This window comes from Pseudomonas psychrophila HA-4, from assembly GCF_000282975.1.
Taxonomy (GTDB): Bacteria; Pseudomonadota; Gammaproteobacteria; order Pseudomonadales; family Pseudomonadaceae; genus Aquipseudomonas; species Aquipseudomonas psychrophila_A.
Window position 1 is genome coordinate 1 of the sequence record NZ_ALJC01000018.1, and the last position, 15693, is coordinate 15693.

Annotated in this window: 14 protein-coding genes and 2 pseudogenes; 13 read left to right on the forward strand and 3 right to left on the reverse strand. The window is 57.1% G+C overall.

Annotation, left to right across the window (positions count from 1 at the left end; translation table 11 throughout):
• Nucleotides 1–773, forward strand: a pseudogene (locus tag B347_RS0101815) (MFS transporter); the annotation flags it as partial.
• Nucleotides 757–954 carry a hypothetical protein gene (locus tag B347_RS26645; RefSeq protein WP_019408007.1) on the forward strand — a complete coding sequence of 66 codons (198 nt, stop codon included), beginning with the start codon at nt 757–759 and terminating at the stop codon, nt 952–954. The pseudogene B347_RS0101815 and the gene B347_RS26645, both read left to right, overlap by 17 nt.
• Before the next feature lie 12 nt (nt 955–966).
• Here the strand turns inward: B347_RS26645 and B347_RS25725 are convergent.
• Nucleotides 967–1134: pseudogene (locus B347_RS25725) on the reverse strand (IS3 family transposase); the annotation flags it as partial.
• 123 nt (nt 1135–1257) lie between these two features.
• Here B347_RS25725 and B347_RS26515 point away from each other — a divergent pair.
• Nucleotides 1258–1899: a hypothetical protein gene (locus B347_RS26515; RefSeq protein ID WP_157786875.1), complete on the forward strand. Its 642-nt coding sequence runs from the start codon at nt 1258–1260 to the stop codon at nt 1897–1899.
• Nucleotides 1900–2072: 173 nt separating this feature from the next.
• Here the strand turns inward: B347_RS26515 and B347_RS0101835 are convergent, their stop codons facing one another.
• Nucleotides 2073–2972, reverse strand: coding sequence for a LysR family transcriptional regulator (locus tag B347_RS0101835; protein ID WP_019408010.1), 900 nt, complete (start codon nt 2970–2972; stop codon nt 2073–2075).
• A gap of 99 nt (nt 2973–3071) precedes the next feature.
• Here B347_RS0101835 and B347_RS0101840 point away from each other — a divergent pair, with 99 nt between their 5' ends.
• The 5 genes from B347_RS0101840 (at nt 3072) to B347_RS0101860 (ending at nt 9299) form a co-directional block, all read left to right on the forward strand.
• The gene (locus tag B347_RS0101840) at nt 3072–3698 is read left to right on the forward strand and encodes an RraA family protein (RefSeq protein ID WP_019408011.1); all 627 of its coding nucleotides are present in this window, start codon (nt 3072–3074) and stop codon (nt 3696–3698) included.
• Between the two features lie 265 nt (nt 3699–3963).
• Complete coding sequence (locus tag B347_RS0101845; protein ID WP_019408012.1) at nt 3964–5190, forward strand: MFS transporter; 1227 nt, start codon at nt 3964–3966, stop codon at nt 5188–5190.
• A 194-nt stretch (nt 5191–5384) separates the two neighbouring features.
• Nucleotides 5385–6584: a Na+/H+ antiporter NhaA gene (nhaA, locus tag B347_RS0101850; protein ID WP_019408013.1), complete on the forward strand. Its 1200-nt coding sequence runs from the start codon at nt 5385–5387 to the stop codon at nt 6582–6584.
• A 163-nt stretch (nt 6585–6747) separates the two neighbouring features.
• Entirely contained in the window at nt 6748–8124 is a 1377-nt protein-coding gene (locus B347_RS0101855) for a pyridoxal-phosphate dependent enzyme (RefSeq protein ID WP_019408014.1), read from the forward strand.
• Nucleotides 8121–9299, forward strand: coding sequence for a cystathionine gamma-synthase (locus B347_RS0101860; protein ID WP_019408015.1), 1179 nt, complete (start codon nt 8121–8123; stop codon nt 9297–9299). The genes B347_RS0101855 and B347_RS0101860 overlap by 4 nt, the downstream gene beginning before the upstream one ends.
• 243 nt (nt 9300–9542) lie before the next feature.
• Here B347_RS0101860 and B347_RS0101865 read toward each other — a convergent pair whose 3' ends face one another.
• Nucleotides 9543–10406 (reverse strand): hypothetical protein, encoded by an 864-nt coding sequence (locus B347_RS0101865; protein WP_192812344.1) that lies wholly within the window; start codon nt 10404–10406, stop codon nt 9543–9545.
• A 227-nt stretch (nt 10407–10633) separates the two neighbouring features.
• On the opposite strand from B347_RS0101865, the gene B347_RS0101870 reads away from it, so the two are divergent.
• The 5 genes from B347_RS0101870 to nadA all read left to right on the forward strand — a co-directional run bounded on the left by B347_RS0101870 (nt 10634) and on the right by nadA (nt 15674).
• The gene (locus tag B347_RS0101870) at nt 10634–11077 is read left to right on the forward strand and encodes a GNAT family N-acetyltransferase (RefSeq protein WP_019408017.1); all 444 of its coding nucleotides are present in this window, start codon (nt 10634–10636) and stop codon (nt 11075–11077) included.
• Entirely contained in the window at nt 11074–11694 is a 621-nt protein-coding gene (locus B347_RS0101875; RefSeq protein ID WP_019408018.1) for an FMN-dependent NADH-azoreductase, read from the forward strand. Before B347_RS0101870 ends, B347_RS0101875 begins: the two co-directional genes overlap by 4 nt.
• A 277-nt stretch (nt 11695–11971) precedes the next feature.
• The gene (locus tag B347_RS0101880) at nt 11972–13588 is read left to right on the forward strand and encodes a tannase/feruloyl esterase family alpha/beta hydrolase (protein WP_019408019.1); all 1617 of its coding nucleotides are present in this window, start codon (nt 11972–11974) and stop codon (nt 13586–13588) included.
• A gap of 123 nt (nt 13589–13711) precedes the next feature.
• Nucleotides 13712–14398 carry a type 1 glutamine amidotransferase domain-containing protein gene (locus tag B347_RS0101885; RefSeq protein WP_019408020.1) on the forward strand — a complete coding sequence of 229 codons (687 nt, stop codon included), beginning with the start codon at nt 13712–13714 and terminating at the stop codon, nt 14396–14398.
• A 217-nt stretch (nt 14399–14615) separates the two neighbouring features.
• Nucleotides 14616–15674, forward strand: a complete 1059-nt coding sequence (nadA, locus tag B347_RS0101890; RefSeq protein WP_019408021.1) for a quinolinate synthase NadA — start codon at nt 14616–14618, stop codon at nt 15672–15674.
• Nucleotides 15675–15693: the final 19 nt, after the last annotated feature.

A 15693-nucleotide genomic window follows, 5' to 3' on the forward strand; every position in this document is an offset into this window, starting at 1 on the left:
CCAAAAAGTTGGATGGGTGTCCAACTTTTTGGGGGCAGTTCATTCTGTGGGAGCCAGTCTGGGGAATACTGATCGATGGCTTGACCTTCTTCTGCGCTGCGATTTACACCGCTCAGTTGCCGAATGTTGGCCATCATGAATCAGAAGAAAAGTTCTCGCTGAGTGAAGCGCTCAATGGCATCACTGTGGTTATCAATCACGCGACGCTGTTGCTGGGGTTTGCCGCGACGCTGGTGCTGAACGTTCTGTGTTTTCCGATTTTTCTAGTGGTTGCACCTTACGCGATCAGTCATCGCTTCAGCGAAGAAATGTGGGGCTATTGCCTGGCAGCATCGGGGTTCGGCGCGTGTGTCGGCTCAGTTGTCACCGTGGTGGCTTCGGGGCATGAGCGACTGTTGGGGCTTGCGGTCATTTGCGGGCTGTTTCTGGCGGGTGCCATGGCGTTGCTCGGGCTGGGTACGTCGGCATGGATGGCTATTCTGGGGGCGACATTCGTCGGTATCGTCGAAGCCTCCTGGCTCACGGGCTGGGCAACCGCCATGCAGACACTTTCCCCGGAGAAGGATCTGGGCAAAGTCGTGGCGGTTGATACCTTCGTCACCAGCGGCGCGCACCCCTTTATTTATTTGGGCAGCGGTGTGGTCGGCGGGATTATCGGCTACTCCCAGACCCTGACGCTCACCGCTGTTGTCAGTGCGGTCGCACTACTGCTGATTGTCCTGACTGCCAACCTGTTCATGCCCAGGAGTGCGCGTCATGATCAAGTGCAATAACGTACAGGAACAGGCTCAGGATCTCTCGGTTCAGATCTTTGCGCGCTGGCAGGAACTACTGCAATCGGGCGACTTTATTCTGGGCGACGAGGTTCTGGCGTTCGAAGCTTGGATGTCGGGTCGGGTCGGGTCGGTGCGGCGGGGCGCACGCCGTGGCCCTCAACTCAGGAAACGTCTTTAACCTTTGCCGAAGACACTGCACGCCGAAAGGCCAGAAAAGCTGATGAGTAAAAATGAACGCGTGTTTCAGTTGGACGCTTTCGCGAAGTACCTCGTCGCCTTTTCCAGAATGTCGCGCTCCATTTTTGACGCGTGCCAGCTCAGCTCGCAGTCGGCTGATGTCAGCTGGGGTGAGCCTGCCTTAATACGTACCGGAGCGCAAAAAAACGAAGTAAATCGTGCAGGCCCCAAACGGTAATCTATATTCAGATTCAGCCAGATAGCCACATGCCATCTTTTCATCCTTGAATGGCTGGAGATTACCGTGAAAAAACTGTTCGTCGCTTTGACTTGCGTCGCTCTGCTATCTGGTTGTGTTGGGGATTTTGCACCGACACCGAAATGGCCATGGAAAGAAAAATCTCCTTGTAAAGAAGCCTGTACTGACGAAGCGGCTAACAAAGCGTACTCGGATGCGATGACCTACTGCAGTGAGACACAGGATTATTTCTATCGGGGTGGTAAGTACATTGCCGGAGGTCGTTTTGCTACAGCTGCTGTGGGCACGCTTGCAGGAGCTGTATTAGCGCCAATCACAAGTGGCGCCGCGTCCACGGCTTGGTCAGGCATTTCTGGGTCTTCTAATGCCTTGCAAGCGTCTATGGATGACAACTTCACTCAGGCTGCAGCTATACGCCGCAGAGCAAGCGTTGCCGAAGCAGGAAAAACTGGCATTCTGGCTTACAGCAATGCAACTACTCCTGGAGCAAAGGTCACGATTGCAGTCTCTATGGCTTTTAACTGCAGCGTGGCTGGTGCAGCGGCAGATGCATCCAGCTTGCAGGCTATTGCAGCGGCACCGATCAGTCCGCCCAGTGGTGCAGCCGCTACACCAACATCATTTCCGTCGGTTCCCGTGACAGTGCCATCTGAAGCACCCGCTGCGGCTACCCCTTCAGCAAAATAAAGGGCTATCCGGTTTTGCTAAAACATCAGCGCCTGATCCAACCCAGGGGGGTTAACCTGTTGCTGATGCTCGATGGCTGGCGGACGATGTTCTTAGCTTTCGCCAGCTCACGCGTGCTGATTGAATTGATGCAGTCGTCCCGCCTGAGAAGGAGCATAACTGTCTGCTCCTTCTCAGCTTTGCAGTTGCCGCGTAAAGTCGCACAGTTCGACAGCCCGAGAGGTCACTTCGCTGACGAAAGCTGAAGGCCGATCATTTCGATACATCGCCCTGTAAGGGACAGGAGGCAATGGCGGGTCGGTGATTATGATCGTTAATTTGCCTTCATCGACCAGCGGGCGAAAGCATTCCAGTGGAAGGTAAGTAACGCCTAACCCAGCAGCGGTTAGCCCGAGCATGGCCGTCAGGCTGTTGGAGGACAGCACCTTGGGAGGCTCGATGCCCATCGTCCCCAGCCATTTGTTGACGAACAAGCCGGATCCCGACTTTTTGCCCTGTACCAGTAAGGGGTATTTGGCCAATTCGCCAAGCCCGACTACCCCTGCGTGCCCGATCAGTCCGGGCGCAGCCATCCACGCGTTTTCAACGATGGCCAACGGGACCGAAGTGATCTCGGGTGCGGTGAATGTGTCCGGGATGATGATGAGGTCCACTAGATCATCCATCAGCTTTTCATGGAGGTTGCGGCTCATATCGACTTCAGCCTCCACGGTAAGTCCTGGAAAGTCGTTCACCAGTCTGGCAATCAGCCGAGGCAGCCATGTCAGCGCCGTCAGCTCTGTTACGCCCAGTCTGAGTCTTCGGGTAACAACGTGAGTTCCGTCCTTCAATGAAGTGATCCGTTCGGCCAAGATGAGCATTTCCCGAGCAATCACCAGCAACTCTTCCCCGGTCGCGGTGAGGCGTGCGCCACGCTGCGAACGATCGAACACTTGCAGGCCAGTTGACGCCTCCAGTTCCTGTATTCGCTTGGAGATGGCTGACTGCGTTGTATTGAGGTGTTCTGCCGCACGTTCGAAAGTCCCTAGACGTTCTATCCAGTGCAGGGCAAGCAGTTGCCGAAGATTGATCATTAACATTCCAATTGGGCATGTTTGGGCATCCGATAATATCGCTTTTTCTATTTGTCAGGGTCTTTATCCTCAGAGCCACACATCACCTGAGGAACACCCATGAGCGCTATCGATTCAACTTCAGAATTAGCGACGTTGCTGGCCGCTTTTTCCCGTACCTCTACGTCGATTATCAGCGACTGCCTGGATCGTCTTCCCGGGGCTCCACTCAAACCGTTTCATCGTATCCAAGGCACGATGGTCGGGGTGGCCCTGACGGTAAAAGTCCCGTGCGGTGATAATCGTGCTATCCATCAAGCGTTGGAAATTCTGAGCCCGGGCCAGGTTCTAGTCGTCGATGGCGGGGGGGATATCAGCCGGGCATTGATGGGCGACATCATGGCTGCGATCGCTGAAAAGCGCGGCGCGTCAGGCATTGTTGTCGATGGGGCTATTCGTGATCTGGCAACGATTGGCAAGAGTGCCTTCCCGGTGTTTGCCCGGGCAGCGTTCCATCGTGGCCCCTATAAGAACGGGCCTGGCGAAATCAACGTGCCTGTCAGTATTGGCGCTATGGTGGTTTCGCCCGGAGATATCGTTGTCGGTGACCACGATGGCATTGTGGCTTTCCCTGCATCGCAAGCAGAAGAACTCCTGCAACGGTGCTTGGGCACTGAGCAAAAAGAAGCAGAGATGCTGGCGCAGATCGCGTCCGGAACTTACAAAGGCGCCTACGCGGCCAAATAATCGGAATTGTCGGAGTGGGGAGGTCGGCTTCACATCTGCGTGGTCATGGTCAGTGGCGGGGCATGACGTCATCCTCGATCCGTGGCCGAGCGGGTAGCGCAATCAGGTAGCTGACGCTCTGCTCAGGGCGTTTCATTGATTGTGCTGATGATGACTATCGAAGGGGTCGTCTGTTTAATCGCCAAAACTGACTTCTATAATCGCCTCTAATTTCTTCTCGCCATCCGCCTGTTTTCAGGCAGCATCCCTTCTGGAATCCTACCCAATGCCAAGCGCCAGCCAGGCCCCTAGCGGCCTGCCCGAACATAATCAACAGAGTGTCAAACAGCAGTGGCTGGCGATTCTCTCGGTCGCCGTTGGGGCCTTCGCCTTGGTGACCAGTGAGTTTCTTCCGGTGGGCGTACTCAACGACATCGCTGGCGACCTCTGCATCAGCGCCGGTCACGCCGGACTGATGGTGACGCTGCCCGGCATCATGGCCGCTCTCGCTGCGCCAGTGCTGTCTGTCGGCATTGGCACCATGGACCGTCGCTATCTGCTTATCGGCCTGACCCTGATAATGATCATCGCCAACTTGGTGGTGGCTTACGCCAGCGACTTTGATTTACTGCTGTTCGGCCGTGTACTGCTGGGCATCAGCATCGGTGGTTTCTGGGCGACGGCCATCGCCCTCAGTGGTCGCTTGGCCCCCAAAGGGGTGGGCGTTGCTCAAGCCACCTCGATCATCATGGTCGGGGTGACCTTGGCCACCGTGCTGGGTGTGCCCGTGGGCACGTGGCTGAGTGGCTTGATGGGCTGGCGCATGACCTTCTTGGTCACGGCGCTCGTAGGTGTGCCGGTGCTACTGGCGCAGATATTTTTGCTTCCGCGCCTCACCCCACATAAGGCTATTCGCATCAGCGACCTACCGGCCTTGTTTATCAACCCGCAATCGCGAGTCGGGTTGATCGCCGTCTTACTGATTGGGTTGGCACATTTTGCTGCGTACACCTATGTCGCCCCTTTCTTCAAAAACAGTTCCGGTTTCGACGGGCCGACTATTGGCTCCTTGCTGCTGCTCTATGGCGTGGCCGGAGTCATGGGCAATATATTTGCCGGTTTTGCCGCCAACCGCAGTGTTCGTTACACCCTGTTGCTGGTCGCACTGATGATCGGCACCAGCACGGCGTTGTTTCCTTACTACGCCACCAGCATGACCGGCGCAGTGATGCTGATCGCGCTGTGGGGGTTCGCCTTCGGCGCCTTCCCGGCCTGTGCCAGTATTTGGATGTTTGTCGTCGCGCCCAAAGATGTCGAGCGCGGCATGCCTCTCTTCGTGGCCTTGTTCCAAGTGATCATCGCCTTGGGCTCGTTCTTCGGCGGGCAGATCGTTGATCAGATGGGCAGCACGGCGTTGTTGAGTCTGGCTACGGTTCTGGTGGGTTGTGGCTTTATGACGGTGCTCGTGCTGGGGCGTAACGTCAGTAATAGCCTGGCGGCCGAGCCCGCATAACCCGAGCGATGTACAAGCTAGCGGTTCTTTAAAAAGATCCCAAGACCACGCCTCAGGTATCAGGTATCCACGCACGCGTGGATCACCCGCTGCAAGGCGGCTCGTGTAGAATGCCGCGCAGGGTGTCACCGCAAACGCGGGAGGGCAGGTTTAATTCAGCGCAGGTCGGGCCGCCGCGCGGAGTAACCGTGCCTATGAGCCTGGATCCTTCACGTCAGCAAAATACCCGCGACAATCGCGCGTCACTTTCCGCTGCTGCATTTCTTTCGCGTTTCTTCGCTGCTGAATCAGCCGGCGGCTTGATACTGATGGCTTCTGCTTTGGCAGCACTTATCGTTGCCAACTCGCCTTTGGCTGGGAGTTACTTCGCGACATTGCACATCAACGTGGCTGGCCTTTCGATTGAGCATTGGATCAATGATGGCCTGATGGCTATCTTCTTCATGTTGGTCGGCCTTGAGATCAAGCGCGAAATGCTGATCGGCCAGTTGTCGAGCTGGAGCCAGCGTGCGCTGCCTGGTTTCGCCGCGCTAGGTGGCATGCTTGTGCCTGCGCTGATCTACATCGCTATCAACTGGGGTAACAGTGAAACCTTGGGCGGCTGGGCCATTCCCGCTGCCACCGACATCGCCTTTGCGCTGGGCGTGCTCGCGCTGCTCGGTAAGCGTGTCCCACTTTCCTTGAAAATCTTTTTGTCCGCCTTGGCGATTCTTGATGACCTGGGTGCGGTGCTTATCATTGCGTTGTTCTACACCAGTGGCTTGTCGGTCAGCATGCTTCTGGCATCGTTGGCCGTGATTGTTTTTCTGGTGATACTCAACCGTTGCGGTGTGACGCGGCTGTTTCCCTACCTGATCGCGGGTGGTCTGCTGTGGTTCTTCATGCTCCAGTCCGGTATTCATGCGACCTTGGCGGGCGTCATTCTTGCCCTGTGCATTCCACTGGGCGACTCGAACAATGAAAGAAAGTCCCCGCTTCTTTATTTGGAAGAAAAACTGCACCCGTGGGTCGCGTTCGCCGTTGTCCCCATCTTTGGTTTTGCTAATGCCGGGGTTTCCCTCGCCGGTGTTTCCCCCAATAACCTGGTCGACCCGGTGCCGCTAGGCGTCACCCTGGGGCTGCTACTCGGTAAACAAATCGGGGTATTTGGTCTGGCCGCGCTGGCTATTCGCGCAGGCCTCGCGAAACTGCCTGAGGAGTGCGGCTGGTTTCAGCTTTATGGCGTCTCGCTCCTATGTGGCATTGGCTTCACGATGAGTCTTTTCATTGGAGCGCTGGCATTCCCGGACAGCGCGCACTTGGTCGATGAGGTCAAAGTCGGCGTATTGATGGGCTCTGTTCTCTCCGCTGTGCTGGGGGTTGTTGTTCTTATTAGGGCCAACCGCGTTAGGTAAACCGCGCATAACCCGCTGGAGCAGCGAGCTGGCACACCTTGATGCAAGGTTGCGGCCAGGGGTATCCCGGCCTATGGTCGTAGGAGATTTACCGGCGTTTGGCGCAACAGGACGTTGCCGCCAGCCGCTGTCCATCCAGTGCAAAAACACGGGAAGTGACTCCATGCCAAACAATGCTCAACCTGCTGTTCTGGAATTGATCGGCAATACGCCGCTGGTGCGCGTTAGCCGCTTTGATACTGGGCCTTGTACGCTGTTTCTCAAGCTTGAATCGCAAAACCCTGGAGGGTCGATCAAGGACCGGGTGGGGCTGGCAATGATCGATGCCGCTGAGCGTGACGGGCGTTTGCGCCCCGGTGGCACCATCGTTGAGGCCACCGCTGGTAACACTGGCCTAGGTCTGGCGCTGGTCGGTCGCGCCAAGGGTTATCGGGTGGTGTTGGTGGTGCCGGACAAGATGTCCACCGAGAAGGTATTGCACCTCAAGGCGATGGGCGCCGAAGTTCACATCACCCGTTCGGATGTGGGTAAGGGCCATCCAGAGTATTACCAGGACATGGCCGCCCGTTTGGCTGCGGAAATTCCCGATGCTTTCTTCGCCGATCAATTTAATAACCCGGCGAACCCTCTGGCCCACGAATGCAGCACCGCGCCGGAGATTTGGGCACAAACCCAGCACGATCTGGATGCGATTGTCGTCGGGGTCGGTTCTGCCGGGACGTTGACCGGCTTGACCCGTTTCTTTAAGCGTGTGCAACCGGACCTAGAAATGGTGCTCGCCGATCCGCAGGGTTCTGTGATGGCCGAATACAGCCGAAGCGGCATCATTGGCCAGGCCGGTTCATGGGCGGTTGAGGGCATTGGTGAAGACTTCATTCCCTCGATTTGCGACCTGTCCAGCGTGCGCCATGCGTATTCGATCAGCGACGAAGAAAGTTTTGATCACGCGCGGCAATTGCTGCGTGCCGAAGGCATTTTGGGCGGCTCTTCGACGGGCACCTTGCTCGCTGCCGCACTGCGTTACTGCCGTGAACAAACCGAGCCCAAGCGCGTTGTCAGTTTTGTCTGTGATACCGGTACCCGCTACTTGTCGAAGGTTTACAACGACCAATGGATGAAGGATCAGGGCCTGTTGCCGTACACGCATTACGGCGATTTGCGTGACCTGATTGCTCGACGCTTTGAAGACGGTCGAGTAATCAGCGTAGGGCCGGACGACACGCTGCTCACGGCTTTCCAGCGCATGCGTTTGGCCGATGTGTCGCAATTGCCCGTGTTGGTGGGCGGCAAACAGCTGATCGGAGTGATTGATGAATCCGACATTCTGCTGGGTATGCATGAAGACGCTTCGCACTTTAGACTGACCGTCGCCAGCGCCATGGCAGACACGCTGCACACCTTGCCACCGAGCGCCAGTTTGGCTGAGCTTCAAGCCGAGCTTGACCGTGGGCTGGTCGCAATCATTGCTGACGCTTCAGGCTTTCACGGCCTGATTACCCGCGTCGACCTGCTCAATCACTTACGGAGATCCCTTGTATGAGTCAACACGATGAAACGGGCGCGCCCCACGCTTTTGCCACCCGAGTGATCCACGCAGGGCAGGTGCCGGATCCAACCACCGGGGCGCTGATGCCACCTATTTATGCCAACTCCACTTATCTGCAAGAGAGCCCCGGTGTTCACAAGGGCTTTGACTACGGGCGCTCGCACAACCCGACTCGGTTTGCACTTGAGCGTTGTGTTGCCGACCTCGAAGGCGGCAGCGCTGCGTTCGCTTTTGCATCCGGGCTGGCGGCCATTTCGACCGTGCTTGAACTGCTCGATGCGGGTTCGCACATCGTCTCGGGTAATGACTTGTACGGCGGCACCTTTCGCCTGTTCGATAAGGTACGCCAACGCAGCGCCGGGCATAGCTTCAGCTTTGTCGACCTGACTGACCTTGCGGCCTTCGAGGCCTCGCTGCAAGACAACACGCGGATGGTTTGGGTTGAGACGCCAAGCAACCCGCTGCTGAGCCTCACCGATCTGGCGGCCGTTGCGCGCATCTGCCGCGCACGGGGCATCATCTGCGTGGCCGACAACACGTTCGCCAGCCCGTGGATTCAACGCCCGCTGGAGCTCGGCTTTGATGTGGTGGTGCACTCGACCACTAAATACTTGAACGGCCACTCTGATGTGATTGGCGGCATCGCCATTGTTGGGCAAAACCCCGAACTGGCCGAGCGCCTGGGTTTCCTGCAAAACTCGGTCGGTGCGATTGCTGGGCCGTTTGATGCCTTCCTCACCTTGCGCGGCGTGAAAACCCTCGCCCTGCGTATGGAGCGTCATTGCAGCAATGCGCTGGAGTTGGCGCAATGGCTGGAACGCCAGCCGCAAGTTTCGCGTGTCTACTACCCAGGCTTGCCTTCACACCCGCAACACGAACTGGCGCGTCGGCAGATGCACGGCTTTGGCGGGATGATCTCCATCGACTTGAACACTGACCTGGCGGGTGCCCGACGCTTCCTTGAAAGCGTGCAGATCTTTGCGTTGGCCGAAAGCCTGGGCGGGGTAGAAAGCCTGATTGAACACCCAGCAATCATGACGCATGCCAGCATTCCGGCCGAAACCCGGGCCCAATTGGGCATCGGTGATGGGCTGGTGCGGTTGTCGGTCGGCGTTGAAGGGGTTGAGGATTTGCGCGCGGATCTGGCGCAGGCATTGGCGCTGATTTAAGCCGCCGCAACTGCGGGCGTTCCTTGTAGGCGCGAGCTTGCCTACAGGGATGTTGCTGTGAAAAAGCCGATAAGCGCTCAGACAGTGACGTTCAGGTCAAAGTCTAAGCCGACAGGTTCGGGTTTGGCGGGGTCAATGCGAGCAAGCTGCTCAAACGATAGGATTGATCGTGCGCTCAGCCCTCACTCATCCGCGCGTTGGCAGGTGAGTGAGGCCGTTGTGTTGTTAACGCAGGTCTGTGGATCAGATTTTTACTTGCCGGTCAGCGAGCGTACCGCGGTTCTTTTTGCGCCTGTCTGCGTAGCGCCATTCGTCACCGGCCTCAAAGCTTTTGATACGGTCCAAGACGTCTGAACCACCCGCGAGGTGCATTTCTTTTTCAAACAGCTCGCGTAGCCCTTTACGCTGTTGCAAGCGCACAACCGTGGTTTTCAGGAACACTGAATACTCATTGGCGGTGATTTCAAAGGTGCTCTGAATGGCTGCGTCTACCGGTGCGATGGCATGTGCGGCAGGGCGGCTGAAGTCTGTGCAGGGAATGGGCGCAGAGGTCTTGTCACCGCGCAGCAGCGCGTCATACATCGCATACGCTTCTTCATAGGTCTGTTTGAATGCCTCATCTTCCAGCAGTTTCAATGCTGTTTGATGGTGCTTTTCGGCCCGTTCCAGCATCGACTCAATATGCTCTCGTTCCTGACGTTGCAGCGCCAGCATCGGGTCTGTGGCGGTGCTGACCTCTTGTTTGTGATAGGCAAGATCGGTCGTCAGATCCTTTATCGGCTCGTCCTCGGGCTCATCCGGTCGCCAGAAAATCTCACCGTAATTGATGTCTTCCCGACCTATGATGGGGGGCGGCAGGGCTTTGGCTTTCGCTTTGGCGGGTCTGGACGCAGATTGTGCAGTGCCCGCTGCGCTCTGTTGCGCAGGTGTCGGTGTTGCTGAGCGTTTGAGCAGCCAGAACGTGCCCCAAATCACGGCCAGTTGAAAAACGACAACAGGGGGCAAGAACTGGGTGAACACGGTCACAACCGTCCAGATAATGCCGACGGGCAATAACCACTTTGGTCCTAAGTAGCGTGCCAAAATTAACGTCAGAATAATTACCAACTGGTACAGCGCTATTGTCACTTCCTTCCCTCCCTAGATGAGTCGCTACGATGGTGGCGGATAGTCTCAAAGTGCTTTCATTCTGGCTATCCGTTTATCCTCAAACCGACGAATCCCCGATCACCTTTCATCTAACATGGCCTAGCTATTTAAGTGTTTTTTGGCTCTAGGTCATTAGCCATGGCAGCCCTACAGTGAGTCCATCTTTTCTTCTATGGCTGACGAACATGGACTACACGCTTCAACACATTGAAGACGAAACCGCCTTACACGCCAGTTTTGATTTGATGCGGGTTTTGCGCCCACACCTTTGCGATCCTCAACGCTATGTGGCGCAGCTATTGCGCCAGTTCCATCAGGGTTATCGCTTGTTAGCGGCCTGGCACGGGCAAACGCTAGTCGGGCTTGCGGGCTATCGCACGACAGAAAACCTGATCTACGGGCGTTTTGTGTACCTCGATGATCTGGTCGTGAGTCCAGAGCGACAGGGTTCAGGCCTGGGGGCAGCACTGCTGAGTGCAGTCCGCGAAGAAGCCGTGCGCCTTCAGTGTGAAAACTTGGTTCTGGATACCGGATTACACATGGCTTTGGCGCAGCGCTTTTACTTTAGGCAAGGGCTGCTGGCCAAGGGCATGCACTTCACACAGACACTCAACGAGAACCGCGCATGAAAACTGCACTGCTGATCAACGCGAGCCCCTACGGCCGTTTTTCCCATGCCAATCAATTGGCTCACGAGTATGTAGCCGCTTTGCACACGCAGTATCCAGACTTGGAACTGATTAGACGCGATCTGGGCGAACACCCTTTGCCCCCATTGGGCCTTGAATATGGGGCCGCTTTAGTCACACCTACCCCCTTTGAGGCGCCAGTGTTCGAGGTATCTGAAACGCTGATTCGTGAACTGGAACGTAGCGATATCCTGCTGATTGCAACGCCCTTGCACAATTTCACTCTGCCTGCGGCCCTGAAACTGTGGGTTGACTACGTAGTGCGCATCCATCGCACTTTCAGCTCGGGTGCAGAAGGTAAAACCGGTTTGCTTGCTGATCGCCCGGTGTATGTGCTGGTCGGGTCAGGCGGTTTCCATCAGGGGGAGCGGGCGCGCCAACCCGATTTTTTAACGGATTACCTGCGGTTGGTGCTCAACACCCTCGGGCTGTTCGATATCCATTTTGTCTACTTGCAAGGTTTGGCTTTCGGTGACGACGCGGTCGACGCGGCGTTGCGAGAGGCCCGCGAACGTCTAGCCGATCACCAGATGCCGCGTCCGCATAGTTCCAGCTAGTAACTCAACCCCTCGATTGAGTCGGATCTTGCCCAGGGCGAGCTGTACAGTGCGCCCTATGACCTGATCAATGTGCGTCTGGCCGAGCCAAGTCACCGGATGACGGCTCAGACCTTGTGGAAGCGTGCTTGCCCGTGATTGGAACAATGCTGTATACGAGCCCCCGTGTCGTCTGCATCGCTGGCAAACCAGACTCCCATTGAGAGTAGGTTGCTCATGAAGTCTGTAGCCGCTGTCGACATTCGTTTCAGTGATGTTCCGCGATCCAGGAGTTGCCATGTCACCGTTGATCCTTGTGCTGATACTGGCGGCCAATGTATTTTCCAACACCGCTCAAGCTGGCGACATTGCAGCGCTGAGCGTGGTTAAACCAGTGGTCAGTTGCGCGACCTTGACCAAGGTCGATTTGCAAGACATTGGCGGCAAGGGCAGCCAAGTAACGTCTGCGACAGAGACCACCAACAATGGCATCGAGGCCTGTGAAGTGCAGGGTACGCTGGCGCCGAGTATCGTCTTCAAGGTGCTTTTGCCCACGCAGACCTGGACGCAGCGTTACCTGCAAGTGGGTTGTGGTGGCCTCTGCGGACGCCTTTCGCTGCAAGTGGGGGCCGCCGATGGATGTACGCCTCTGAACAACGGTGGTTTTGTGCTGGCTTCCACCGACATGGGCCATCGCTTTACCGATCACCACTTTGGTGACGACCCGCAAAAGCGCGCCGATTTTGCCTATCGCGGGGTTCATCTGACCGCCGTTACGGCGAAAAAACTCACCGCTGTGTTTTACGGCCAACAGCCGGTTTACGCGTATTTCAGCGGTTGTTCCGATGGCGGACGTGAAGCGTTGATGGAAGCTCAGCGCTACCCGGATGACTTCAATGGGATCGTCGCGGGCGCACCGGCGTCTAACTTTCAAGTGCAGAAATTAATCTTTCATGCATGGCAGACGCGTTCCAATCAAGATGAGCAGGGCAAACCCATTTTGATTGCCTCGCGCTTGCCCATCTTGCACAAGGCCGTGTTGCAGCAATGCGATGGCCTCGACGGGCAGGTCGATGGGCTGATCAGCGACCCGCGTGCCTGTCATTTTGACCCGGCCACGGTGCAGTGCGAGGCGTCAGCCACCGACACCGAAAATTGCCTGACCGAACAAGAAGTCACGGCTGCGCGGCGTCTTTACGACGGCCCGCATGAGCCGACCACTGGCGAACGCATGACCATCGGCGGCCCGCTGCCGGGTTCTGAGCTGGCGTGGGCCGGGGTGTTTGTACCGTTCAGCGCCGATCAGCAGACGTACAGCGAAGCGACGGCGCTGGACGTATTGCGCAACCTGTCGTTCGAGCACAACCCCGGTCCCGAGACCAAACTGGCTGACCTGCCGCTTGATCGCAGCACCTTTGATCGGTTGCGTGCCTTGCATCCGCTGTACGACGCGACCAACCCCGACCTTTCAGCGTTTGCCGATCAGGGTGCCAAGCTAATCTTGTGGCACGGCTGGGCGGATCCGTATGTCTCGCCGCTGAATAGCATCGCCTATCAGCAGGCGATGGAAGCCCAAATGGGTGCTTCTAAGGTTCAATCCTTTGAGCGTTTTTACCTGCTGCCCGGTGTCTATCACTGTGCGGGCGGTGAGGGGCCGAGCCGGATCGATCTGCTGACGCCACTGATGTCTTGGGTCGAAAAAGACCAAGCGCCCGATGCCATTCTGGCGATGCCGGCCACTAGTGATGGGCCTGCACGGCCTGTGTTCCCTTACCCGGATGTGGCGGTCTATGACCCACCGCGCGATATGAACTCACCTGCCAGTTATGTGCGCGGCGAGGCGTGGTTAGATGAAAAAACGCCGGACTGGATGGGCTCGGACTTCTTCCAGCCTTACGAGCCGCTGGAGCAGTAAGGCTGTGCCCTCAGGTACGCGGCACTAACGCTGATCGCCCATTGTCTATGCTCCTGACTCTGCCCAGCATGATGCTGCGCAGTTAAGGGCCATACGGCCTGTCGTACAGACTAGGAGGCAGCGATGAGCAAAAAAATACTCGTGGTACTGACCAGCGTCGAAAAGTACCCCAATCTTGATCGTGCGACAGGTTTATGGCTGGGCGAGGCCGTGCATTTCGTGCACAAGGTTGAAGCCGCCGGCTATGCCGTGGATTACGTTAGCCCACAAGGCGGATACACCCCGATTGACCCGCACAGCCTGGCCAAGGACATGGCCTCAGACATCGACTGGAAGTGGTATCACGATAAGGCGTTTATGAATCGCCTTGGGGCTACGCTTAAACCGAGTGAGGTAAACCCGGATGACTACGTGGCTGTTTATTACGCGGGCGGCCATGGGGTGATTTGGGACTACCCGGACAATGCTGAGTTGCAGGCGATCAGTCGTCATATCTATGAGCACGGCGGCGTAGTGTCGTCGGTCTGTCATGGCGCGGTGGGCTTGCTCAATATCACGCTCTCTAGCGGTGAGCTGCTGATTAAAGGCAGACGGGCCACGGGCTTCTCTAATGAAGAAGAAACGTTGGTGGGGCTGGCGGACGTTGTGCCGTATCTGACCGAAACCGAGTTGGTGAAGCGTGGCGCGCACTATCAAAAGGCCGATAAGCCGTGGGCACCTTTCGCCATCGCCGATGGGCGGTTGATCACGGGGCAGAACCCGGCATCGGGTGGTCCGGTGGCTGATCTGGTGCTGGCTGCCATCAAGTAAATCGACCTGCCATTGAGCCGATGCGGGTTCGCCAAGCGTGCATCGGCTCCCTTCAAGACCAACATTAAACTTTTGAATCGCAAACATATTCTGTAGCCTTAGCGCGCTCAATAGCTGGTCCGTGCCTGATAACACACATTCTCCCGGCGGGGCTCGACAGTCCAGAGCCGGTGGTACACTCGACTTTCGCGCACTAGCGCTTGCAGGTCTTGCGAACATGACGCAAATTTCTGAACGACTTCTGGTCCAAGCCCACCTCGACGCCAAGCAGCCAAAACCGCTGACGGCGGCGCAAGAGGCGACTCTTCGTGCAGCCATCGCTGCCGAACTCAAGGCGCGTGATGCGGTGCTGGTTGCGCACTTTTACTGTGACCCGGTGATCCAAGCCCTGGCTGAAGAAACCGGGGGTTGCGTGTCTGACTCCCTCGAAATGGCGCGTTTTGGTGCTGCCCATCCGGCCAAGACCATTTTGGTGGCGGGTGTGCGCTTTATGGGCGAGACGGCGAAAATCCTCACCCCCGAAAAGCGCGTGCTGATGCCGACGCTTGAGGCCACCTGTTCGCTCGACTTGGGTTGCCCGGTTGAGGAATTCTCGGCATTTTGCGACAAACACCCCGAGCGCACTGTGGTGGTCTATGCCAACACCTCGGCAGCGGTCAAAGCCCGGGCTGATTGGGTCGTGACCTCCAGTTGTGCGCTTGAAATCGTCGAAAGCCTGATGGACAACGGCGAGACGATTATCTGGGGGCCGGACAAACACTTGGGGCGTTACATTCAGCGCCAGACCGGGGCTGACATGCTGCTGTGGGACGGTGCCTGCATCGTCCACGAAGAGTTCAAGTCCAAGCAACTCGAAGACATGAAAGCGCTGTACCCGGACGCAGCTATTTTGGTGCACCCAGAGTCGCCGGAATCGGTGATTGAGTTGGCTGACGCGGTGGGGTCCACCAGTCAGTTGATTGCGGCGGCGCAAAACCTGCCGAACACAACCTTCATCGTGGCGACGGATCGCGGCATTTTTTACAAAATGCAGCAGTTGTGCCCGGACAAAGTCTTTATTGAAGCGCCGACTGCTGGTAATGGCGCGGCCTGCCGCAGTTGCGCGCATTGCCCGTGGATGGCCATGAACACTCTGGAGCGCACCCTTGAGTGCCTGCAAAAGGGTACGAACGAGATCTTTGTCGACCCGGCTCTGGTGCCCCACGCCGTTCGCCCGCTCAAGCGCATGCTGGATTTCACCCAGGCCGCACGTTTGAAACTGGCGGGTAACGCCTAAAGGCCCAGCCGATCAAAAG

Excerpts from the sequence above, each read along its gene's own strand:
- B347_RS26645 (WP_019408007.1), top strand. The coding sequence starts at position 757 with ATGATCAAGTGCAATAACGTACAGGAACAGGCTCAGGATCTCTCGGTT.
- B347_RS0101835 (WP_019408010.1), bottom strand. The coding sequence starts at position 2,972 with ATGATCAATCTTCGGCAACTGCTTGCCCTGCACTGGATAGAACGTCTA.
- B347_RS0101840 (WP_019408011.1), top strand. The coding sequence starts at position 3,072 with ATGAGCGCTATCGATTCAACTTCAGAATTAGCGACGTTGCTGGCCGCT.
- B347_RS0101845 (WP_019408012.1), top strand. The coding sequence starts at position 3,964 with ATGCCAAGCGCCAGCCAGGCCCCTAGCGGCCTGCCCGAACATAATCAA.
- nhaA (WP_019408013.1), top strand. The coding sequence starts at position 5,385 with ATGAGCCTGGATCCTTCACGTCAGCAAAATACCCGCGACAATCGCGCG.
- B347_RS0101855 (WP_019408014.1), top strand. The coding sequence starts at position 6,748 with ATGCCAAACAATGCTCAACCTGCTGTTCTGGAATTGATCGGCAATACG.
- B347_RS0101860 (WP_019408015.1), top strand. The coding sequence starts at position 8,121 with ATGAGTCAACACGATGAAACGGGCGCGCCCCACGCTTTTGCCACCCGA.
- B347_RS0101870 (WP_019408017.1), top strand. The coding sequence starts at position 10,634 with ATGGACTACACGCTTCAACACATTGAAGACGAAACCGCCTTACACGCC.
- B347_RS0101875 (WP_019408018.1), top strand. The coding sequence starts at position 11,074 with ATGAAAACTGCACTGCTGATCAACGCGAGCCCCTACGGCCGTTTTTCC.
- B347_RS0101880 (WP_019408019.1), top strand. The coding sequence starts at position 11,972 with ATGTCACCGTTGATCCTTGTGCTGATACTGGCGGCCAATGTATTTTCC.
- B347_RS0101885 (WP_019408020.1), top strand. The coding sequence starts at position 13,712 with ATGAGCAAAAAAATACTCGTGGTACTGACCAGCGTCGAAAAGTACCCC.
- nadA (WP_019408021.1), top strand. The coding sequence starts at position 14,616 with ATGACGCAAATTTCTGAACGACTTCTGGTCCAAGCCCACCTCGACGCC.